This is a genomic window from Spirosoma sp. (assembly GCF_026391055.1).
Classification (GTDB): Bacteria; Bacteroidota; Bacteroidia; order Cytophagales; family Spirosomataceae; genus Spirosoma.
This window is the reverse complement of the sequence record NZ_JAPLET010000019.1, coordinates 455,331-478,242: the sequence shown is the minus strand read 5'-3', so window position 1 is coordinate 478,242 and position 22,912 is coordinate 455,331. Positions and strand designations below refer to the sequence as shown.

Here is a 22,912-nt window from a genome sequence, read left to right as displayed (position 1 = left end):
AATTCCCTGTCTACTTCCCGTCCCATTTATTTTCTGGCGATTTTAGCCAGCGTTGTAATCTATACCCGTACTTGCTGGAAAAGCATCAAAAAGTAAATAGTGTCGCATGAAAAGCCCGTTTATTGGGTCAATTTCGCCTTTAGGCTTTAGCAGTGCAACGATAACAGATTGGGTAATCGCGGTTGTTCTTCTTAAGTACGCCTGGTACGTTGGAGTAGCTCCTGATAATTGGCCGGCTTATTTAAAGTAATCCCCTTCACCCGCTCGAAATACTTTGAATTAAGCGTAAAAACCGGCACATCAAAAACTAAAGCTGTGCTAATCGTATAAGCATCCCCCACACCGGTATCAGGCCATCGGCGGGCCACCTCTAAAGCTTGTTCACTGACGCCATCACTGTTTAAAACGATGTAATTGTCCAACCGCTTTCGATGCCGATCATACTCGGCTCGGCTAATGGGCATAGCCAGGCCACATTGGATAAGTAGCCAGTGTTGAAGCTCAATGAAAACAGCGGTGCTAATGGTTTCCTGATACTGCTCAAGGGCCGTTTGATAGGCTTTCAAGAAGGGTGACTTAGCAAGGAAAACACGGCTCAATAGACCCGTATCACACAATAAGGCAGGCTTAGTAACCGTAATCAAGGAATGGGCGTGGGATCAAGGTGTTTGTGTTTGCCAAGCTCACCAGCTATGGCTAATCCGGGGTCTTCGGTTGCCAGTTGCCCAGACGGAATGATCCCTCTAATGACTTGACCCGATGCGTTTATAAGCTTGACCTTGAGGGGCCTCCTAGCTCTTGATTTCGTGTTTGTCGTTGCCGTAGCTTGATCGATGTGTACAATTTAACAAAACTGTGGCTAATGAATCTCAATTATTTGTGCATCACAATCAGGTGATGAAGGCTGATCTACATAGACGCTAACTATTAGCCTTAGACTTTAGTAGTAACGGTCAAATCCGTTCATATAGTTGCTCGTCCTTAAAACGCAATTGTCTCACTGGGGAGCGATTTGTGAGATAAGACTTGTTATTTTTTTCTAAACTAATGTTACTTAGATTTTTGTCTAGTAAAAGGTATCAAGTCCAACATACCAACTTGAGCCAATTTCGGAGTAAACTTGAAGAGTGGCAACACTATTACAATACCCAACGGCCCCATGGTTCGCTAAGCCATCGGTCGCCAATTGGGTTTACTTTTTGGCGGGTAAACTCTAGGGAAAACTGCTTCTAAATATAGGGAAGCTTACAGAGCTCGCTGTTTCGGCTGGAGCCGAAACTGTAATCAATTAGTTCATTCTGCATAAAAATGGACTCGGCCATTAAAGGTGTGTAGCAAATATATTCTTGCCCTAAAGGGCCTAGTTTCAACTAGCGTACATTAAAAATGAACGGAACGCATCAAGTATAGTACTGATACCATACTTGATGCGTCCTGAGCCCTGTCCGTCAAATTGGGTTAGCTAAAAGCCGTAACAATCTGGCGGACCCGATTCTCGAACAGATCATGGTAGGCATGTGCATTTCTTCCTGCAATATGCTGGGCAACTGCCCGGATACTGGCCCAGTCATTGGGTTGTATACGGCCCAGAAAGTTACCCCCTTGCCGGTTGAAAATCCCTACCGCTCTGGCAGCGAACGCCATTTCACTAAAAAGAGCATCCCAATCAGTATTGGATGATAGGGTCGCCACCGTATCCGTATTCTGTCCCCTCCAAGCCTGAGCATACTGGCTGATTATTGGGTTTTGGCCATTGTACTGCTGCGTAAAAGAGATCAGGTTTTTATATGCATCCCGCCAGGTTGTCTGAATAAATCCACGCCCCCGGAACTTGTAAAAATCGGCTTCCATGACGTAGCCATTGACAGCCGGATCAGGGCGGGACGGAATCTGCCCTGACGGAAATACGGAACCATTCCAGACCGGATCAGTAGTATTGGTTAACTGACTCCCCAGTGGCTTTTGGCCATGAGCCGCATTAAACACCGGATCATTGAACAGATCACCGGCCTTCCGGTTTGGCGACTTGTTGTAGGATTGTTTACGGGCGCGCTGGGTGCGTGAGTCCGGGTTCGTACCAAACATATACGCCAAGCTTCCCCCTTCGCCCCTTGGGCTAAACTCGCCACCCGTTTCGTTATTGATAATGCTCTGCAATGACAGAAACTGGGCAGAGTTAATACTATCGGTACCGAACACAAGCGGAATACTATCCCAAAATTGGGTAAATCGGGTTTTACCTGTTGGAGTAGCGTTCATCCGAATGGATGACCAATGCCCTCTGCGCCCCACATTCGCATTGAACCAATCAATAAAGTCCATCCCCTTGCTACGCTGAAAGAAGTCATTTATTTCAGCAGCGTTCCGAAAAGTGGCGGTATCGAGCGACGTACCGCCATGCGTTGGTGGAGGAACCGGATTACCGCCATCCCCGCCGGGTGTGGGTACGGGTGGAACAGGTATGGGCGGAACAGGTACTGGTACAGGAATAGGTAATCCTCCCGAAACAGGTAATGGTTCAATAAAGCCCAGTAGTCGGTCATTATCCATGCGCATAACCCCCTGGCTGACCTGATTACTATGATTCCCATCAATCACCTCCACAGTTCCATTGTCGAATACCTCCGTCACCAGCCCAACATGTCTGATCCGGCGGGGTGGTTCGCCATGCAGGATAAACAGGCTGCCTTTGGTGGGTGTCCGTTCAGGACGACCGCCTACCACAACCGAACCGAGGTTGTTCGGCAGTTCCAGCGTACGCCCACCAGTCATACGGATTACCTGGCCCCGTAAGCTGGGATCGCGCAGGAAAAACAGGAACGTTTCCCAAGTTCCCCGTGTCACTTTGTACCCTCGTGCATTGACGCTATTCCCTAAAATCCGGTCAATGGTCGTCTGATCCCCAAAATTTTGGTAAGCCTCCCTCCAAACCGTTCTGACGAAGCAGCCGCACCACTCAGCCCCTTTAAACCAAAGGCCAAATTGCTTCATTTTTCGCTCAAATTCCGCATTATCAAAGCCTGAGTTACGCTGAGGCTGATCAATATCCCGAATGCCAAGGTAAGTCCGGGCAATCCGGGCGATTTCTTCACCAATCGCCGTCGAGCTGCCGGACAGCGGATTTAGGGGTGTTACGGGCGTGCTACTGTTGGCGCGTCGTCCGGCTACCAGTGCCTGCCAGGTCCGACGATTCGGATCAATGCGTCCATCGGGTGGCTGTAGCCCGACGACGGTTTGCTGATAATCTATTATACTGGCCTGAGTGAGGCTATCGACTTCGCCGTTTATGCTTATGGAATACCCTACGCCCTGCAATAGTTGCTGAACACGTCGCACATCATCCAGGTTGTTGACCCCCCCCCGCCCTACACTGGCTCGTAACCCTGTATCGGATGTGCTACCGCCACTGCGTCGGCCAGCTTTCAGGGCCTGCCAAGTCCGACGATTCGGGTCAATGCGTCCATCCGGGGGTCTTAACCCTACCACGGTTTGTTGATAATCCGAAATTGATACCTGCGTACGTTCATCGACCTCGCCGGTTGTACTAACGGTGTACCCTACGCCTTGCAATAGTTGCTGCACACGTCGCACGTCATCCAGGTTGTTGACCCCCCCCCGCCCTACACTGGCTCGTAGTTCCCCGGAAGACTGCGTTGATGGAATACGTGGTTCGGGGGCTACCAAAGAACCATCGTTTTCAGTCGGAGCATCATTCATTAAGCGACTCCGGCGGGGGCGATGTCGTACGATATACACCCCATTCAACAGATACCCATTCCCATCCGTCAGCCTTCGGCAAAAGTTCATCTGAAGGGGGTGATAAGCCGGAAATCGCTCAACCACCCGGGCGTACTGGCCAGGGCGGTCAGAGTCGGCCGACCAACCCAGATTTTGCAAATCAGAAGGTTGATACAGGCGTGGATCAGCCAACAGAGACTGAAAAGTGAGTCGCAGCGGGTACACATGCTGCAGGATAACATCGCCGGGCTGTAAGTCACCAAGAATAGCCTGCCTAGGTTTTCCTATGCACTGAAACCGCTCGTCTAATGCTTCCGAAAAGAACTCGCTATAGATCGGATTCATGTGCTGATACAGGGCTTCGCCAATTGACAGTTGATTGTCGGCAAATGTATCTGCATCTTCAGATAGATAAACCAGTCGTTCCGTAAAATCAGCGGCTTCACCGGGTAGAGGGGCATTACTGGCCCACTCAAACAGTGATTCGGTCAGAGTTAGTACGGGAGCCGTTTCCATGACAAAAGACTGTTGCGGTTCGGCATTTGTAGTCGGGTCGGTATTGGTAGGTCGAACGGGTCGGCGTAATGTTTTAAAGTCAATCATAGCTACAGGATGGTTAAAGTTCGCAGAGACAGGCCAGCCAAGCAGCCTATCTATATTGAGGTAGCCACAACCAAATCGCCACGGCGAGGTAGCGGTAACCGGCAAAGGAGGATCACACTTGTTGAGGATTATGTCGCGCAGGACCTGAATGGATGGCAGCGATGTTGATAACTGTTCCATTAATAATGCAACAGCCCCGGTTACCTGAGGAGCCGCCATACTTGAACCGCTTTTCCGGCATAGCCCATTCGTTGATACGAGTTCTGCGGGCAATGCTGAACGGGCCGCTAAAATAGCAGATCCAGGCGCTGTCAAATCCGGCTTAGGCCGCCAATCAACGGTGGGACCCGAACTACTGAAAGGCAATATGGGTCGAGTTAACTGCAACTGATCATATGCTCCGACGGCCAGACTGTACTGACCGTTACAAATGGAATTGGTGGTAAACGTAGGGGTAGCCTGAGCTACTGGAAACCGGCTTTGTCCAGGGTCGTCGCGTTCAATCCAGGCGTGGAACCAGCCATTGGCTACTACTTTTCCCTGTAACTGGATTACCCAGTTCCCTCCCGGTAAACCATTATCCAGAATAACGTCAATCTGGTTTAAGCCGGTGTTTGGTTCCCGTTGTCGATGAAAAAGTCGGCCAACGCGCTGGCCGTTTAATACCAGATCGGCATCGCGAAACGGTTCCGACACGCCCACAACCTGCCCTTCGGGAGTGAGCAGGGTAGCCTGGAATGCATCAGTCCCCGCATACCAGATTTCGAGTTCATTCGGCGTAGGATCGTTAATCCGAATTTGCCAGTCCAGGCGATAAGGCTTGTCGGAAGACAACTGGCCATGGTGGTGAATACGGGCTGCGTAGTAATTTCCCACGCTCTGCACAACGGCCCGCCCCCGTCGGCTCGAAAGCCAGTTGTCAATGGCAATTTCCACCAGAGTCTTTCCCATATGGGCATCACCGTGCCCGCCCATACTTAGGTTCACCACCAGTGGGAGTTGCCCCGCCTGGTGATCCAGAAAGGCCATTGCCTCCACTAGTTTCACCGAATCGCCCAGCGACAAATCGGAGCCATTCACCCAGTTATGACCCATCTCAACGCCTAGTAGCATAGCTTGGGGCGCAATGCCCATTTCACCTACCTGTCCGTTTCCGGCAGCAATGTCGAGTACGTGCGTACCGTGCATTCCCTGTCCGGCAAAATCGCTCTGACCTGGATGATAACCCAAGGTTTTAAACGGTGTATCGGTAGCCAGAGCCGCATTGATCTGATCCGCCGTGAATACCGTTCCATAGCCAAACGCATTCTGCCCATCATACAGCATCTGCTGGATCCAGATGGCCTGGAAACGAGTGCTTCCGTCCGGGTGGCGAAAATTTTTATGCGTGAAGTCGAAACCCCAGTCAACGATACCGACGAGTACACCCTGCCCGGTAAAGGCAACTGGTTGAGTCGCTCTATTCGGGTGACTCAACCAGTTGCCTTTACCATCGTCATTATTGGGTTCTTCGGCCATCGGGGCCAGCTGCATAGCGGGGATAATCCGGGGCGCTTTCATGCTACACGTTTCAGGAGCTTCGTAAACGGCTTTAATCTGACCGCGTGGCACCCGCGCACTGATCACATCGCCAAACTGAGCCAGCACCCGGGTTCCGGCTGGGAAGTGGTCGGGGTGATGCAGTCGAATCAGCAGGGCTACCTCATCGGTGAAGTAGCCCTGCTCAAGCAGGAGTTTCAGGCGCGGGTCCATTCCGTTAGTCGGCTTGCATCTCCTGATCAGTAAAATCACTGAAAAATGGCGATGGAAGTCCCATTAAACATTGGACCTCTGCCAATAACTCATCCAGTTGCCGGAGCCAGTCAGGAGAAAAGGCCATCAGTGCTATCAGTAAATTCTGAGACCCTGTATCCAGAGCCTGTAAATCGCTGGTATTTACCAATTTCCGCAACAGATCAAGGTTAGATTGGGTCAAAATCAGGTCAATCCGTTCCTTTTTCTTCAACAAATCGGTTAATTCACCCGGCATCTTTTTCTTCGCTGCTCTGTATTTACTTTTCAGATGCTCTACCTCACCATCAAGCTCTATCTTTTTCGATTGCAGGCTCTCGACATAGTTTTTCAGTTCGTCTGTATCGATCAGTTGCTGGAACAGGTTTGCGGCCAAACCAGCCGGTGTTGGATTGACCGGTGCTGAAGTACCTGACGTTGCCGCTGGTGCCGTAGTAGCCACAGGTGCAGTTGAAGCGACAGATGTAACAACAGGGGCTGGTGGCGTGGCGCTAATAATCCGCTCAGCTTCATTATGAATCAGAACATAACTTAGAACCGGACTATTCAGAACCATAGTATACAACAGTCCCTTCGTGCGGAAATCGTCGGGGGCTGCCGAGCCAATGCGTTTTTGTTCGCTATCGGCTATCATCAGTCCCATCATTAAATTCATAGCAGTAATCATGATCTTACTTAGACGAGTTGTTATTCATTCCCATCATCATAGCCACGGCCAGCAACGAATTGTTGCTGCCTGTAGAGCTGCTGCCCTGGGTAAGTAACAGGATCGGAAGCATCATATTCATATCGTTGTTACCCCCCGATCCGTTTCCGTTTTGCATAGGCATCATCCCTAGCAACAGCGGGATCAGCATGTCTACTTCAATTGGATTTTTGCCCTGTACCTGTACAATTTGCTGTCCTTTACCGTCCGTTGTTGGAACGATTTGTAGATTTTCGGGATGGAACTTGGGTTGACTAAGCAGGGTGGCCAGCATGTTCTGTTGCTGCATGGCCCGTAGCGTACCATCCTGCTGCCTGTCTTTCCGGGCAATCGTTTTGATAACGCTCTCGTACTTGCGATCCAATTCACCAACCGATTTGCCGAGGCTTAAACTGGTTTTTTTGATCTCATTGACATCGGCTGAGATCCGGTCGAGTGTGCGCTTGAATTCGCCCCGCGATACTGGACCGTTTTCACCTGTGGCGGCTGTCGGTACGTTTCGGCCATAGTTGGTGGTCTGACGGACGCCCGGCGAAATTTGTGGGCGGGTTCGCCGACGAGTGGCTTCGCTATAATCTTCGCCGTTATCGCCTTCGGTGTAGGGATAATTCTCAGGATACTCCTCGTAATACTGGTTTTCATCGAGGGCTTCAAACATACTATTCATGTTGAACATGTGTTAAAGGTGAAAAATTAATTGGACTGTCTTCGTGTAGTGAGTAAGCCGTTGAGCAAATGCGGATGCCGTCGTAGAGTAGGCAATACCCACCGGTTAAACTGGGCCGGATTCGGCGCAAAATGACCGGGACGGCCTCGCCCGGCACAATTCGGGCAGTCGACCGACTCACCCCAGCAGTCGGGGCAGGCACCGAGCGCCATTGCCAGTGCATCCTCAAAGTTGGCCTGTTGTTCTAGCGCTTCTTTAAGGTCGTCGACGATCCTGAGCAGGCGGTTATTGACGGCCTTCGCTCGTTTCAGTTCGGACAGCGCCTGTTCACTCTGTTCGCGCCAATGAATTTCCGCATCAAGTGGCTCGATGGCCTCGCTGGTCTGTTGTTGACGCTGTTGCTGCATGGTCGTCAGCAATTGCGCCAGTTCGGGCTGCTCTTCCGATAGTTTCGAGAGCAATACCTGCATTGGGTTCGCAGGTAGCTGGTTAGAAATCATAGCGTAGGGAGGATCAATAAACAAGCCGGGGTTCATCGTATCCTTCGAGCATGGCTTCCTGGTTACTGTAGACTTCCGTCAGAAAGCCCTGTATCCGAACATCACGGCCACCCCAATCCGCTGATTCAGCGAACGTACTGGTCCCATAGCCCCATTGCTCAGTCTCGTTCTGAGCTTCCTGAACTAGGTATTCCAACGCTTCTAAAAAATAAGGAAGACTATCGCCGGATTCACTTGATTCAGACTCACCCAGTCGACGACCCGGTGTAGCTCCGCCCATGACAGCTCCCAGCAAACTCTGCATCAGTTGTGGATTCTGGATCAGGGCCATCAACTGACTGGTGGCGGGCGTACCCGTTGGCGTCATTTGTGGCTGAGAACGCCCACCGGTCAACAGACCACTGAACTGAGGTATAAGTGAACCGGCCAGATTATTCAATCCACCCTGTCCCCCTCCAGCCAATGGCCCCCCTGCTCCCCCTGTCAATAACGGCAAGAACGATCCGGCAATTCCACTTATGGCCGATTGGGCGTTAGAGGGACCCGCCTGCATGGGCCGACCAGAGCGATTGATCCGGCTAAGGCCCTGCCCGGCGAAATTACCGGCCAGGCTTCCCAACTGTGAACCAATAGCGGTACCAACACCAGGAGCAACAACTGATCCAACCGCTCCGCCAATAAGGGGTAAAGCCGTTTGGGCTACAGAAGCGATGGTAGGCGCGTTGCGCGTCACAAAATTGCTAGCGCCATTAGCTACCCCCTTTACCACATTCCCTAAGCCACTCAAAAAGCTTTCAGCCTCTAGCGGGCTCATTTCTGCCAATCGATCATAGACGATACTTTCTAATTCGGCATCGCTTAGGTGTTGATAATCTTCGCTGAAAAGTTGACGAATACCTTGGTAGTAGTCATCCTCCGAAAATGCGTCGCGCACTCTAATGTCTTCAATCATAACAACTGGCGGTATAAAGGTGACTGATAGTAGAATCGCCTACGAATCTATCAACCGCCGACAAGTTGTGAGAGGCAGTTCGTCCGTAGAATCGCTTCATTTCAGACCTTAGTCGAAGCTTTCTATCGGCGTGGAAACAAGCTGCCTAAAATTCAATCGGCCAGAAAGGTTTGCGAGACTTCTCTGATTGATAGGACGCCTAATAATGGCAACTTCTGTCGAATCGCTGCGACTCGTCAAAACGGATTTCAGGTCGTGATTTGCAAGGTGTTGATGCGATCGGTGCTGTAGTGCCAAATGAACAGCTCCGTCGTGCTTTGGTAAACTTTATCCGTCTTGGAAAAAGACAACGCTTTTTCACTCACTACATTGGAGGACACATTTGTCCAAAATGTTTTATCGAGGGCTAATCCATTAGTCAGTTACTTTTCTGATAGACATGGATGTAAGCGTACGGCGTTGGTTTACTAGTGGCTCAGTACATTTAAGAAAGACTTATCGAGTGCTATGGTTCCGCTGCCGATCGGGTTTAAACCGGGCTAGAAATTCGTTTACAACGATCGTTGTTTTATGCTAATAGAAGTCATTATCGACCAAGTGTCAGGTCGAAAATCAGCTGACTTTGTCAAAGACTGTTTGTTTACTCGGCTGGGCATTAGAGAATTCTATTGGTACACGGACGTCAGTGGACGAACCGCTCCCGTGGGCAATTTATATTTCTCGACGCTCGACCCAGTCAAACTTGGTCAACTGAGGTTAAATATAGGTTCCAGGTATGATTAGCAACTAGCGTGGATAAGCCGTGTAGGCAAAAGCAATTTAACCTTTCGGATCGGTTTACTCAGGGTTACGGCTATTATTTGTACCGCTCATCGGTCTAGTCAAAGATAAAACGCAACAGGCAGCTAAAATTCGCATCCCAGATTTGGGCTGGCCGCGAGTTCACCTGTCACTTCTCCTCACTATTGTATTACTTTTCCACTATCTCATAATACGCCCTATTTATGCGACAGCCAGCCTAAGCTGACAATGATATTTGTATAATTTAGATACTGTCTCAAATTGTTATCTCATATATCAACGTCTAATTTTCAGTGATACCTGTGAGTTTATGATACTAGGTTTCATTGACGAATTAGCGCCTAGACTCACTTGCCTCTTTCCGAAAAACTAGCCTAATTGGTATTTTTGGCCAATGAATCGACGAATACGCTTTGACGACCTTGACAGCGCACCTTATAAAGAACTCATCCAAACCCTACTCTTACAGTGGATACACGCTGAACTTCCGGATGCGGGGTTGACATACGTTGATTTCCTATCCGACATTCGGATCTTGCTACTGACCAACCAAAGCCCAGAGCGGACTACTGAAATCGTTCGAGCGGTACTTGCTCAGGCTATTGAGTTGAGGAGAACATCGGCTTGGGTGGAACAGGAGTTAAAATATGAGGGGATGATTGAAGGGGCAGACCGGGCGGATTTTTTGCGCTTCGAGCTGGAACAATCTGCCACCCTGGATGACGCTCTCTTAGATGTGTATAATGAGCGAATGAGCCGGTTTAAACATGATGACAGGGAGTAGGCTTTTGGCCAATAGGGAAGTAAGAAGCTCGCTAACCAATCAATGAAGGGTTATACTGAAGCATCGCCCTAGCGTACAATTACGAAAAACGACTATATTTACATCTACGAATCGCTTTATCACATACCGCTCCACTGACCTGAAGCTCTCATAAACGAAGAGGTAGGCTGTTATGACCTGCCTTCAGCTTCTGGCCCATCGCTTGCTAACCGCAAGCCTGATTCCCTCATTTATCTATAGTCAATATAAGTAATCACACGATTTCATCCGGGACGCCTATGCTTTTCCGGACTTATCGTGTGCAAACCGATGTCTACTCAGATATCCAGTCAAATCATGCAACAGGAACAAATCAATAAATCAGTAATTCATGATTTCTATCGCCGGGCAGTAGCACAAGGCGATATTGCCTTCGCGGAACTGGTAATTGCCGACAATTATATTCAGCATAGCCCAGCATTAAAGCCCGGCAAAGCCGGTCTGCTTGAGGCTCTTCACCTGATGAAGCAAATGCCAAAACCACCCGCCACGTCGACACCTTTCTTGCGGCTTATTGCCGAAGGCGACTATGTGGTTACGAACCTCTGTTTTGGTTGGGGAGGCATTCAGAAAGTGGTCGTTGATATTTTTCGATTCGAGAATGGGAAAGTCGCCGAACATTGGGACGCTGTTCAGGATCAACCCGAAAAAACGCTCAATGGTAATGCGATAATGGATGGCCCGATGCCGATTGACGATCCGGCACTAACGACCAGAAATAAGGAAACAGCACAAGAAACGTATCAACGGATCTTCATTGACCATCAACTTCATCTATTACCCAATTTTGTGCTGCCTGATCTTATTCAGCACAAACCAGACATCGCTGATGGTCGGAATGGCTTATCGAATTATCTGAGTCAGAAGGCCACTTCGGTCTCTATTGACCGTATTCTCCTGGTCATTGCAGAAGGCGACTTCGTGGTTATTCAATCAGAGGGAACATCTGAGGGGAAACCTGCTCAGTTTTATGAGATTTTCCGACTCAGCGAAGGTAAACTAGCCGAGCAATGGGGTGTCTATCGGTTGACACAGTAGCCCGAACAGCACGCTAAAAAAGTGAGCTATTTGAGAAACAACAAGTCGTGTATATCCTCTTTTCAGTAAAAAAACCTAGCCGTGTCAACGTATTTACGTTGGCACGGCTAGGTTAACAATTACTCTAATTCAGCAATCAATTACCTCACCTTATAAAACTTAGCGCCGAAGAGGAGGATAACTACGTAACAGATAATGGGCAGATAATAGGCATTTGCCACGTCGTGTTCAGCCGCCATACCCATCAGGAACGGGAACACGGCCCCGCCAACGACACCCATCGAAATGAACGAGGATGCCTGTTGGGTATGCGAACCCAGGTTTTTCAGGCCCAGGCTGAAAATGGTCGGAAACATAATGCTGAAGAAGAAATTTAGCATCATGAGTGCAATGAACGAAGGCCACCCCAAACTCTGTGTAATGATCAGGCACATAAGGATGTTACAACCCGCAAAAATGGCCAGTAAGGTATGGGGTGCAATTACGCGCATCAGGAAGGTCCCCACAAAACGTCCGGCCAGCATCAGGCCCATAAAGAGCACCATGTAATTACCGGCCACCGCATCGGTGAAGCCCATTTTCTCATGACCGTAGTTGATAAAAAATGCCCATGTACCGCCCTGTGCGGCTACGTTGAAAAACTGGGCCGCAACCGCCCAACGGAAATGTTTGTGCTCGAAGAGCGATTTGCCGGGGGCCGCATCCACATTTGCTGCGTCGGGATCGGCAACGGTAGCGTGGGGATCGGTTAAGGCCGGTACTTTCACGAACGAGAAAAGAATTGCAATCGTAGCAATGACACTGCCAATGGCAATGTACAGAGTTTTTACCGAGGTAAGGTCGGTGCTGCCCGGCGTGTTGTTACGCAGGAGAAAATACGAGCCGATGGCAGGGCCGATAATGGCACCCAGTGCATTAAACGCCTGAGCAAAGTTGATACGTTGGTCGCTGGTGCGCTGGTCGCCCAGGGAGGCTACAAACGGGTGGGCTACCGTTTCGAGGGTCGAAATGCCGCAGCCTAAAATGAAAAGGGCAATGCCGAAATACGTGAACGAAGCAGCCGCTGCAGCCGGAACAAACAGAAACGAACCGGTAGCGAAAAGGCCCAGACCCAGTAATACCCCGTTTTTATAGCCGAACCGTTTCATGAACAGTCCCGCCGGGATACCCATCACAAAGTAAGCCCCAAAAATAGCAAACTGAACGAAAGCGGATTGTGTCTTAGTCAGGCTCAGCACATGTTGGAAGTGCTTATTCAACACATCGCCCATGGTAATGGCTACGCCCCAGAACATGAAAAGAGACGTAACAAAGACGAGAGTAATGAGATACTTGTTTTCAGTAAAGGCCGCTTTTGACTGGCCTGCGGTAGGGGTTGCCTGCATGGTTTAGGGGTTATGATACGCGGTTTACGTGCTGGCGCGAGTGATTAGTTCCTTACCTACTACGCACCTCCACGGGTGTAAAGTCTTTTGAAAGGGCAAATTACCGCTTTCCCGCTTAAGTTGGTTTTTTGCTGCGCTGCTTTAGACGATAAGGCCCCTTATTCGCTTACCGCTGAAGAGATAGCCTTGCACGGTTATGAAGGCCTCAGACAGCCGTGTTGCCTACCCCTGATCTATGAAGATACAGACCAGAGGTAGGCAGATTGTACATTTGGCTTAACGGTCAGACAGCAAGATGCAGTCTGGTGCAGTACACCCTAGTCCTCCCGCCCTTCTTTCCGGTTGGCGTCGGCCATTCGAACTATTTTAGGGGTGAACTTCGCCAGTACATCCACCAGATCATGCTGAGCTTCGATGACGGTGTCGATGTTTTTGTAGACCATTGGCGCTTCGTCCAGGTCGCCACCTACGAGCTGAACACCGGCTTCCATCAGCGCTTTATTCCACTGCGAACGCGTAATACTGTTGAACGCCTTCGTTCGTGACATGAGCCGTCCGGCTCCGTGCGAGGCTGAATTTATCGACGCTATATTGCCGCGACCGCGCACCACAAAGCCGGGCTGCGTCATCGACCCCGGAATAATACCCAGCACACCCGCTCCCGCCGGGGTTGCTCCTTTGCGGTGGACAAGCACCTCCCGGCCATCGGCCAGCTGCTCTTTCCAGGCGAAATTATGGTGGTTCTCGACCATAACCAGCGGCTTCTCGCGTAAGGCTTTGGCCAGTTTATGATGAATCTCGTGGTGGTTAGCCGATGCATACTCGCCCGCCAGATTCATCCCGATCCAGTACTCCTGCCCTTCCTGCGTATTCAGGTCGAGCCAAGCCAGGTGAGCGGCTTCTCGAGGTAGTTTGGTTTTCTGCATCGCCAGTTTGGAATAGGTATTGGCGATATTGGCCCCAAACCCGCGCGAACCCGAATGTGACAGCAGGGCGAGGTATTCTCCCGGCGGCAGATTCAGCCCCGATTCTTTCGTCACACTATCCTCGTGTACTTCCACAATACCCCACTCGACAAAGTGATTCCCGGTCCCCGAAGTGCCTAACTGACGATACGCTTTGTCTTTCAGGTCGCGGATCACTTTGGTCACCTGCCATTCGGGTAGGTCCATTACGCTCTCGTCGAATTTCTCACGGGTTTCGCCCCCCATACCGAACTTGGTTTGCTCAACCAATACCCTCTTCAACAGGTGCGGTTCGCGCGTTAAAAAGGACGGTGGCAGATCGAACACAGACAGACACATCCGGCAGGCAATATCGACGCCCACCGCGAAGGGAATAACCTTGTTGGCCTCCGTAGCCAGAACGCCCCCAATGGGCAAACCGTACCCTTGGTGCGCATCGGGCATGAGTGCCCCCGCCACCGAAATGGGCAAACTGACGGCCGTTTCCATCTGCTTTAGTGCCCCGTCTTCAATAAAATCACGACCGAACACGGCGTAGGGCAACGGGCCTTCGCGCAAACCAATGGTCTGCTCAACATGCTTCTCCAAACTCGCCAGTACATGGGGAGCGGGTTCCGCAGGCAAATAGGCTACACCTTCTTCGCTAAGCGGAACGGCAATGCCCTGCTTATTCAGGTCGTAAATCGCCTGCGCCAGATTCGTGACTTTGTTTTTTGAGAAAGCAAATTTTTTTGGGTTCTGGAGCATCTGCGCCAATAACGTCATTACTCTCCCTTTAGGGTAGTTACCCCGCAACATCAGGCCATTTGCTACCCGCAGAAAACCCGGCTGCAGCGGCTCCGGAATGGAGCCTAATGTTAAAATATCGTCTAGTGAAATTGTTGTTTCCATTTTTTCCTTTTAACACACTGTCGATGTTTTGGAGCGTAGTACCGGCCGGCACTACGCTCCAAAACCGTTTTATTTTACAGTTGACCAATCAACTACTTCGTCCTAAAATCTGCTTCAACTGATCGATTATCGAGCCACTGTTCGAGACGGAAATTGAACTGATTTTATCCGCAATCTTCTCGACGTACTCCATCTCTTTCAACTTCCATAGCATTTCGTTGTCTTCCATCAGCTTGGCCGTGTTCAGCAGACTTCGGGTCGACGCAGTTTCTTCCCGACGCATGATAACGTTGGCCTGTGCTTTCTTCTCGGCCATCAACACCTGGTTCATGATGTCGCGCATGTCGCCGGGCAGAATGATGTCGCGAATACCGCCCGTTCGAAGTTCGACACCTAATTGAGCGGCTTTGGACGACGTAACCTTAACTACAAACGGTGCTATTTCTCCCTTCTTATCGAGCAACTCATCGAGCGTAAATCCGCCAATATACTCACGCAGTGCGAGTTGCACCAAAACATACAATTGTTTATCAAAGTCCTTATTCTCAACTAATGCTTTAATTATGTCCTGTACCTGGTACTGGACATAGAAGCTGAGCCGTAGCGAGGCTTTGTCTTTGGTCAGGATTTCCTGTCCGGAAACTTCCATTTGTTGCTGGCGCATATCGACCTTAAGTATATGAACGGGCGTTGTGTTTTTCCACCAGTGATACGTTCCGGCGGTTAACACCCGGTCGAATTTCCAGTCAATAAACAGCACACCCTGCTCGTGGGCCTCTACCGTGAAGCTTCGAACATAGGTCGACAATGGTTGTGGCATCAGCGAATCCAGGTCGATAGTGGCCGGTATTTCCAACTGGTTTACATCAGCCCGCATATACTGGTACTGCTTAACCCCCTTCCAGAAAGCCCAGCGACCTTTACGCAGAATCGTCTGAAAAAGCCCATGCTCATATTGCAGCACGATTTCATTATCGGCTACTTCAATTACATCTAGCACAGCTGTCACTTCTGGATACTGAAGCAACATGGATAAATCGCAGGGCGGATTTTGTAACATCTCGCCCTGATTATAAATATGAACCGTCTCGTTCGACCAAAGCCAATACTGGCCCGGCGAAAGCAGTCGCTTAAAACCGCCATGCTTGAACACTAACCCGATTTGCAGGGCCTTGATGCGTACACGTTTCATCATTGATACTTGTTTGTGGCGTCGTTTACGGGTTTGGGGCTAACAATACCATACATCCAATACCGAAACCTAATTAACGATTAACAAAACCAGTAAGAAGCCCCCCGTTTGGGCATTGCGGAAGCCGGTTAGCCATTGCTTTGGTTCGACGGTCTGGAAAATTGGTTGACTACGTTTTGAGAGTGCCCAGGGCGCTTCCAAATAACTTATCCAACGTTCTCTTCTGTCACGACGCACACCCATCAATTACGAAACCGGCCTGCTGGCGTTGCTCAATCCGATCGAAAAACGACTGTTGTATAGCCATGACAGCCACACAACCGGATAACTCCTCACTGATTTTTCTCTATGGTAGCCTTTGTTGAAGTGGCCTTCTTCCCAACCAATGGATCAACTTTATGCAAGTTGATAGCAGGATTCGAACCTGCGTTTCCCTGCTGCTCTACCCACTGAGCTACCCCGCCGAAACAAGAGGAGGATTCGAACCTCCGACCGACAGATTAGAGACGAAATCATCCAGTACCAACAGCATAGCGCACATCAGTGATGACGATACTACGGGGCTATACAGAAACCCACGTCAGGTTTGGTAATGGACTTTCCCGTCGTTACAAAGATTAGGCGTAACTACGCAGTGTTTTTGCGCAGATGAAACTATTTTCTAACTTTTCAAAAAATCCTACCTACTCATCATTATTCACTAATCGCCATGCCTGCTAACCGAAACGCCCTTATCCGCTACAAAACGCTGGATGCCTGCCTGCGCAACCGACAACGCAAATGGACGCTCGACGACCTGATCGCGAAAGTATCAGAAGCGCTGTATGAGTTCGAAGGGATGGATAAAGGCATCAGCCGTCGCACCGTACAGGCCGACCTTCAACTGATGCGCAGCGATAAATTGGGGTACTTTGCGCCCATTGTCGTCATCGACAAAAAATATTACACCTACGAAGACCCCGCCTATAGCATCACCAACATCCCCCTGTCGGATGGTGATCTGTCGCGGATGAACGAAGCGGTTGAAGTACTCAAGCAGTTCAAGGGATTCTCACATTTTACGGCCCTGAATGAAGTGGTTCAGAAGCTGGAAGACCATGTGTACTCGACCGCCCGGAAGTCGGCCCCGGTCATTGACTTCGAGAAAAATGAGAGTTTGAAAGGGCTGCACTATCTGGATGAGCTGTACCAGGCCGTTATTCAGCAACATACACTCCGGATCGAGTACCAGTCGTTTTCGGCTCGATTGCCACAAACGTTCACCTTTCATGTATGGTGGCTGAAAGAGTTCAAGAACCGCTGGTTTGCCGTGGGTGTGTGCGATGGCAAACGGTATACCATGAACCTGGCCCTCGACCGTATGCTGGGCATAACGCCAGCACCAGATATTGACTACATCGCCAACCAACACCTGGACCCCGATCTTTATTACCGCGATGTGATCGGTGTTTCGGTCAGCGAACGGATGCGCCCCATAAAAGTAAGGTTGTTTGTGAGCCAGTTTCATGCGCCTTATGTCGAAACCAAGCCACTACACCAATCGCAACAGGTGGTTGAGCGAAGGCCCGATGGCATTGTTATCCAACTTACTGTCCAGCACAATTTTGAACTCGAAAAAGAAATTCTGGGGTTTGGCGAAGGCATGCAGGTGCTGGAGCCGGAGCGTCTGCGCCGGGTTATTATCAGGCGGTTACAGGCGGGCGTGGATGCCTATGCAGATCCGGAAACACCAGCAGCAAAAGACTCGCGGGTTTGATGTTTAGCTAAACCAGCGGTAGGTTTGGTATTTATTCCGATACCAGAATACACTCTTTACAACCGCTTACAAATGGATTTTTGCGACCAGGTATTTGATCAAATTACGGACGAACCGGAGCAGTGGTTCCGCCACAGTTTTGAGCAATGTACCTTTAAAAACCTCGACCTGTCTAAAGTAATATTCGGCGGCACGAGCTTCGTTAACTGCCGTTTCACCGACTGTAGCCTGGGCATGGCAGTACTGGAGGGCACTAAGCTCGACGATGTGCTGTTTACCGATTGCAAGCTGAACGGGGTCAATTTCGGGCAATGCAGCGCCTTCGGCTTCCATGTCGATTTTCAGACGTGCCAGCTCGATTACGCTTCATTTTTCAATCGAAACCTGAAAAAGACCCACTTTGTGGATTGCTCCCTGCGCGAAGCTCGTTTTTTAAACTGCGACCTGAGTGGCGCCTTGTTCAAAAACTGTAATCTCGAACTGACGGTATTTGCCACGAATACGCTGACGCAAACTGACTTTTCGAGTTCGTACAACTTAAGCATGGACCCTGATCAAAACAAGATCAGAAAAACAAAGTTTTCGCTACATAGCCTTCCCGGTTTGCTGAACAAATATGACATCATCGTTACATAATTTACAAACCATGGACGTAGAAATCTGGAGTGATATCATGTGCCCCTTTTGCTACATTGGCAAACGGAAATTCGAGCAGGCCCTCAATCAGTTTGAGCACAAAGAGCAGATTAATATTGTCTGGAAAAGCTTTCAGCTGAATCCTGACATGAAGACCCAGCCAGGCAAGAGCATCAATCAGTATCTTGCCGAAATAAAGGGCTGGAGCCTGGCCGAAGCCCAACGCATGAACGACCATGTCACTGGCATGGCGCGGGAAGTAGGCCTATCCTACGACCTGAATAAAGCCGTAGTTGCCAACTCATGGGATGCCCATCGGCTTATTCAGCTGGCTAAACAACACGGTCTGGGCGATGCCATTGAAGAACGGTTATTCAAGGCTTATTTCACCGAAGGACGCGACACCTCCGACCATGCCACCCTGCTGGAATTGGGCACCGAAATTGGTCTGGATGAAACGGCTGTTGAGCAACTACTGGCCAGCAACCAGTTTGCAGATGCCGTAAACCGGGATGTATATGAAGCGCAGCAGGTAGGGGCGCGGGGTGTACCTTTCTTCGTACTTAACCGCCGGTATGCCGTTTCGGGTGCACAACAACCTGAAACATTCCTGGGTGCCCTCAACACAGCCTGGACAGAATGGGAGAACGCAAATCCTGTTCTTACTGACGTGCAGGCAGACGGCCCTGCCTGTACACCCGGTGAGGTGTGCTAGGCTGACTCGCTAGTGAGCTAGAAATGGGCAGCGTCCGGCACGGGTCGGACGTTAGCTCAATCCAGTTTCGGCAGGCCATCGAACAGGCTCCGGTAGCCATCCTGCTGTTAAAGGGCGAAGACTTAGTGATCGAAATGGCCAATCCCGCCGTGCTGGTCCTGATGGACCGAGGATCAGCATAGGTCAACCGCTGGTATTGATCATGCCCGAATTATATGATTAGCCACTATTAGCTGTCTGCCGCCAAGTGTACCAAAGAGGAGAGCCTTATTTTGGCTGGAATCAGCCGGTGCGGCTTTTGCTGGCCCATTAAAATCGGGAGGAAAGTGAGGCTCACCTGCAACTCCTGCGGGACACCGTGCCCGCCATGATATTTTATCTGGATTCGGAGCAGCCTTATCAGTCGTATAATGAGGTATCCATGAATTGGTTCAATAAGTACCCCGAGTAAGGTGGCAGAAATAGAGCTACGCCACAGCGAAACCCGTTATCGGAACCTTTCGACCGATCTGGAGCTACTAGTGTTTCAGCGAACGAAAGAACTGGCGGCTATCAACAAAGAACTGGAAGCAAGCAACGAAGAATACGTAGCCCTCAATGAAGAATTGGAAGAAGCCAATGGTTTACTGTTACGCTCTAACAACAACCAACAACAGTTTGCCTACCTGGAGCGCATGCAATTGGCAGCCAGTAGAATGCCAACCTTAATCAAAGACCTGCTTGACTATTCGCGGATCAATACCCAGCGTGACCTTACAGCATCGGTATCGTTGCCGGAAATTATTGATCGTGCCTTAGTTTCCCTGGAATTAGTAATTAAAGACACAGGAGCAACTATCAGCACAGGCCCCTTACCTAACGTCCAGGGCGATGCCTCCCAGTTAGACCAACTGTTCCAGAGTCTAATAGGCAATGCACTGAAGTTTCGCCGAAAGGATGTAGCTCCAGTCATTCAGATCAACGCTTATTCGATTGAGCGGAGTCAATTACCGGCTTCGGCTAAACCAATCCGAGCGACTGGTCAGTATTATCGGATTGATGTGGCCGACAATGGTGTTGGTTTTGATGAAAAGTATCTGGACCGCATCTTTCAGGTGTTACAGCGTTTGTATGGCCGTAGCGAATATGCCGGGACAGGCATTGGCCTGCCCATCTGCGAAAAAGTGGTAGCCAACCACGGGGGCGCTGTTAATGCAACCAGTAAACCCGGACAGGGTGCCACCTGTAGTGTGTACTTGACAATTGATGAATAAAGATCTTTCCCGCAAGGAATTAACTGAAGTGTTGCAGTCCCGATTAATTCTCTGAAATGAATTGATCATCGACAGTCCTGTATTCGCTTGCCTTGGGCAAGGGTGAGATTTTTCTGAAGCGTGGTTTACTGGCCGCGCTTCAGAAAAATCGTATTACAGAGAAAAGTTACAGCTATTTACTTTTTGATAGTGCCGTGCCTGTTATGCTGTTATCTCTTCGAGAAGAACCTCTTAAAAAGTTAATCAGGCCAGTTTTGCGTTGAAGAAGTCGATGGTACGCTTCCAGGCCAGTTCGGCTGCGGCTTTGTCGTAACGGGGGGTTGTATCGTTATGAAAGCCATGATTCGCATTTGGATATACGTAGGCTGTGTATTCTTTATGGTTCTCTTTTAAAGCCGCTTCGTAAGCAGGCCAACCCGCGTTAACCCCTTTGTCCAGCTCGCCAAAATGTAACAGCAGAGGAGCCTTTATTTTCGCCACATCATCGCCCGTGGGCTGACCGCCATAAAACGGAACAGAAGCTGATAAGTCCGGAAGCCGCACAGCCATCATGTTGGCAATCCACCCTCCGAAGCAAAAACCAACAACACCAACCTTGCCATTGCAGTCTTTCTGGGTTTTCAAATAGTCATTGGCTGCTATAAAATCTTCCAGCATTTCATTTCTGTCACGTTTACTTTGCAGGGCACGGCCGTCGTCGTCATTACCCGGATAGCCACCTAAGGGGCTTAACGCATCGGGGGCAATTGAAACAAACCCGGCTAAGGCCGCCCGTCTGGCAACATCGGCGATGTGTGGGTTAAGCCCCCGGTTTTCATGTACCACAACAATACCGCCGAGTTTGCCTTTTGCATTGGCTGGTTTCGACAGTAGAGCTTTGATTGTTCCGCCCCCCTTGGCCGATGGATACGTAATATACTCCGAAGTTATGCGGGGGTCATCTTCTTTGATTTGAATAGCCCCCTGATAATCAGGCGTGAGAAACCCCATCAAAGACGCTACGGTAATACCACCTACAGCGTATGTAGACAGCTTTTGCACAAAGTCGCGCCGGTCAATCCGGTTGTGGGCATAGTCATCATACAGGTCAAACACTTCCTGTTTGAGGTCTTCTTTATTGATTTGGCTCATGTTGGTCCGGGTTCGTTTACGCCTAAATTTAACAAATTTCTCATCAAACGATCCGTTTCCTCCATAATCCGATTAGCGGTTACCCCAGGCCAATCGAAGGATACGATACGCCCTGTCGATGAACCATACTATTGACAGCCTCAGAGACTCATAAGAACCGGTAAAATCTACGGCTGCATCTATAGCACAAATAAGCACGAAGGGGCAGGAAAAATAAAAGGTTACGAATTAATTTTCCACGAGGTACCCGCTCAACCGATGACCAATCACCGCATTTGGGACAGGTAGGCAAATTTTTTTTCGGCCTACTTCCAGAAGCTAATGTTAAGTGCTCAGCCAATTTATCTATCTATCTAAGTATACAATATTGATTATTAGTCGCCAATATAATTACTTATACATCACTTAAGTAACAACAAGTACTAAGTTTAACATTTTTTTAACCATCACCCAATTTCACGCTGAGACAATTTCACTGCCTACAATCAGCTATTATGATACTGCGTCAGTTTACAAAAGACGATTAAAAACTGCGTTTGTACTTCTTTAAAAACTTCAGCCGCTGGCTTACCTGTTTAAGCCATTCGCGAGCCATCAGCTCATGTGCAAACACCGTTGGGTGAATGCCATCCCACACCCAATATTCCGTATTTTTTCCTGCAATCGCCTGATCGAGAACGGCGGGGTAATCGACTACAACGGCGTTGAATTCGGTCGCTAGTTTCCGGATTACCACCTGCCGATTCCGGGTGTCGCTCTGCCAGCGCTCCCAGTTCTCTTGCCGACTTCCCACGGGGTACACAAACGGAATACCCAATACAAAGAGGGTTTCCGGATTAGCCCGTCGGCATTCATCAAGCAAACTGCGGTAGATCGTTTCGAACTGCTCAGGTGTTGTTGCTTCGGCGGGTTTATTGATGGTTGCTCCTGTATCATTAATCCCGATCAGTATACTGAGCACGTCCGGTTTGAGAGCCAGCGTGTCGGGTTGCCAGCGCTTCTGTAGGTCCGTAATTTTGTTGCCGCTGATACCTCGGTTATAAAAGATAAAATCCCGCTCTGGAAAATCGGCTCCGATTCGACTGGCTATTGCGTAGGCATACCCATGTCCCATAATGTGGTTTGGGTCGGTGTTCCGGCCCCGGTTACCATCGGTTATCGAATCGCCCTGAAATAGGAAGACAAGCCCGGTTTCTTTCCGTTGGCCATCAGGTAGGGTATTGGCCCTAGCCACTTCTGGAAATGAACCGGATGCCAACCCAAGGAGAGCCGACGACATCAGAAATGTTCGTCTTGAGGTTTTTGTACGCATGGGCATCAAATTACAAGTTCAACTTTTTTCTTAGTATTGAGGTGCTACACTGATACG

General features: G+C 49.6%; 20 protein-coding genes. 9 read left to right on the top strand and 11 right to left on the bottom strand.

The genetic code is table 11. The features are described 5' to 3' along the window. Positions 1–191: 191 nt before the first annotated feature. Positions 192–617 (bottom strand): PIN domain-containing protein, encoded by a 426-nt coding sequence (locus NT073_RS12705; protein ID WP_366107247.1) that lies wholly within the window; start codon positions 615–617, stop codon positions 192–194. A gap of 430 nt (positions 618–1,047) precedes the next feature. Here NT073_RS12705 and NT073_RS33370 point away from each other — a divergent pair, with 430 nt between their 5' ends. After that, entirely contained in the window at positions 1,048–1,233 is a 186-nt protein-coding gene (locus tag NT073_RS33370; protein ID WP_366107244.1) for an integrase core domain-containing protein, read from the top strand. Between the two features lie 225 nt (positions 1,234–1,458). Here the strand turns inward: NT073_RS33370 and NT073_RS12700 are convergent, their stop codons facing one another. The 5 genes from NT073_RS12700 to NT073_RS12680 are packed head-to-tail and all read right to left on the bottom strand — an operon-like array spanning position 1,459 to position 8,957. Next, positions 1,459–6,093 (bottom strand): S8 family serine peptidase, encoded by a 4,635-nt coding sequence (locus NT073_RS12700; RefSeq protein ID WP_297373704.1) that lies wholly within the window; start codon positions 6,091–6,093, stop codon positions 1,459–1,461. A gap of 4 nt (positions 6,094–6,097) precedes the next feature. Beyond that, positions 6,098–6,799, bottom strand: a complete 702-nt coding sequence (locus NT073_RS12695) for a hypothetical protein (protein ID WP_297373701.1) — start codon at positions 6,797–6,799, stop codon at positions 6,098–6,100. 4 nt (positions 6,800–6,803) lie between these two features. Next, a complete protein-coding gene (locus NT073_RS12690; protein WP_297373698.1) occupies positions 6,804–7,505 on the bottom strand; it encodes a hypothetical protein in 702 nt (233 codons plus the stop codon). A gap of 26 nt (positions 7,506–7,531) precedes the next feature. Then, positions 7,532–8,005, bottom strand: coding sequence for a hypothetical protein (locus NT073_RS12685; RefSeq protein WP_297373695.1), 474 nt, complete (start codon positions 8,003–8,005; stop codon positions 7,532–7,534). Between the two features lie 13 nt (positions 8,006–8,018). Continuing rightward, positions 8,019–8,957 (bottom strand): hypothetical protein, encoded by a 939-nt coding sequence (locus NT073_RS12680; protein WP_297373692.1) that lies wholly within the window; start codon positions 8,955–8,957, stop codon positions 8,019–8,021. Between the two features lie 1,195 nt (positions 8,958–10,152). Here NT073_RS12680 and NT073_RS12675 point away from each other — a divergent pair. Then, complete coding sequence (locus NT073_RS12675) at positions 10,153–10,542, top strand: hypothetical protein (RefSeq protein ID WP_297373689.1); 390 nt, start codon at positions 10,153–10,155, stop codon at positions 10,540–10,542. A 336-nt stretch (positions 10,543–10,878) separates the two neighbouring features. Then, positions 10,879–11,619, top strand: coding sequence for an ester cyclase (locus NT073_RS12670; protein ID WP_297373685.1), 741 nt, complete (start codon positions 10,879–10,881; stop codon positions 11,617–11,619). Positions 11,620–11,759: 140 nt separating this feature from the next. Here NT073_RS12670 and fucP read toward each other — a convergent pair whose 3' ends face one another. The 3 genes from fucP to NT073_RS12655 form a co-directional block, all read right to left on the bottom strand. Next, positions 11,760–13,004 carry an L-fucose:H+ symporter permease gene (fucP, locus tag NT073_RS12665; RefSeq protein ID WP_297373682.1) on the bottom strand — a complete coding sequence of 415 codons (1,245 nt, stop codon included), beginning with the start codon at positions 13,002–13,004 and terminating at the stop codon, positions 11,760–11,762. A 317-nt stretch (positions 13,005–13,321) separates the two neighbouring features. Next, positions 13,322–14,860, bottom strand: coding sequence for an RtcB family protein (locus NT073_RS12660; RefSeq protein ID WP_297373679.1), 1,539 nt, complete (start codon positions 14,858–14,860; stop codon positions 13,322–13,324). A gap of 88 nt (positions 14,861–14,948) precedes the next feature. Then, on the bottom strand, positions 14,949–16,055 hold the full coding sequence (locus NT073_RS12655) for a slipin family protein (protein ID WP_297373676.1): 1,107 nt from the start codon (positions 16,053–16,055) through the stop codon (positions 14,949–14,951). A 395-nt stretch (positions 16,056–16,450) separates the two neighbouring features. On the opposite strand from NT073_RS12655, the gene NT073_RS12650 reads away from it, so the two are divergent. The 6 genes from NT073_RS12650 (at position 16,451) to NT073_RS12625 (ending at position 20,412) form a co-directional block, all read left to right on the top strand. Beyond that, the gene (locus NT073_RS12650) at positions 16,451–16,645 is read left to right on the top strand and encodes a hypothetical protein (RefSeq protein ID WP_297373674.1); all 195 of its coding nucleotides are present in this window, start codon (positions 16,451–16,453) and stop codon (positions 16,643–16,645) included. 116 nt (positions 16,646–16,761) lie between these two features. After that, positions 16,762–17,808, top strand: coding sequence for a WYL domain-containing protein (locus NT073_RS12645; RefSeq protein ID WP_297373671.1), 1,047 nt, complete (start codon positions 16,762–16,764; stop codon positions 17,806–17,808). 72 nt (positions 17,809–17,880) lie between these two features. After that, positions 17,881–18,444 carry a pentapeptide repeat-containing protein gene (locus NT073_RS12640; RefSeq protein WP_297373668.1) on the top strand — a complete coding sequence of 188 codons (564 nt, stop codon included), beginning with the start codon at positions 17,881–17,883 and terminating at the stop codon, positions 18,442–18,444. Between the two features lie 10 nt (positions 18,445–18,454). Beyond that, entirely contained in the window at positions 18,455–19,159 is a 705-nt protein-coding gene (locus NT073_RS12635; protein WP_297373665.1) for a DsbA family oxidoreductase, read from the top strand. A gap of 23 nt (positions 19,160–19,182) precedes the next feature. Further along, complete coding sequence (locus tag NT073_RS12630; RefSeq protein ID WP_297373663.1) at positions 19,183–19,341, top strand: hypothetical protein; 159 nt, start codon at positions 19,183–19,185, stop codon at positions 19,339–19,341. A 270-nt stretch (positions 19,342–19,611) separates the two neighbouring features. Beyond that, a complete protein-coding gene (locus NT073_RS12625; protein ID WP_297373660.1) occupies positions 19,612–20,412 on the top strand; it encodes an ATP-binding protein in 801 nt (266 codons plus the stop codon). 243 nt (positions 20,413–20,655) lie between these two features. Here NT073_RS12625 and NT073_RS12620 read toward each other — a convergent pair whose 3' ends face one another. After that, positions 20,656–21,543 carry a dienelactone hydrolase family protein gene (locus NT073_RS12620; protein WP_297373657.1) on the bottom strand — a complete coding sequence of 296 codons (888 nt, stop codon included), beginning with the start codon at positions 21,541–21,543 and terminating at the stop codon, positions 20,656–20,658. 523 nt (positions 21,544–22,066) lie between these two features. Beyond that, positions 22,067–22,855, bottom strand: coding sequence for an SGNH/GDSL hydrolase family protein (locus tag NT073_RS12615; protein WP_297373653.1), 789 nt, complete (start codon positions 22,853–22,855; stop codon positions 22,067–22,069). Between the last annotated feature and the right edge of the window lie 57 nt (positions 22,856–22,912).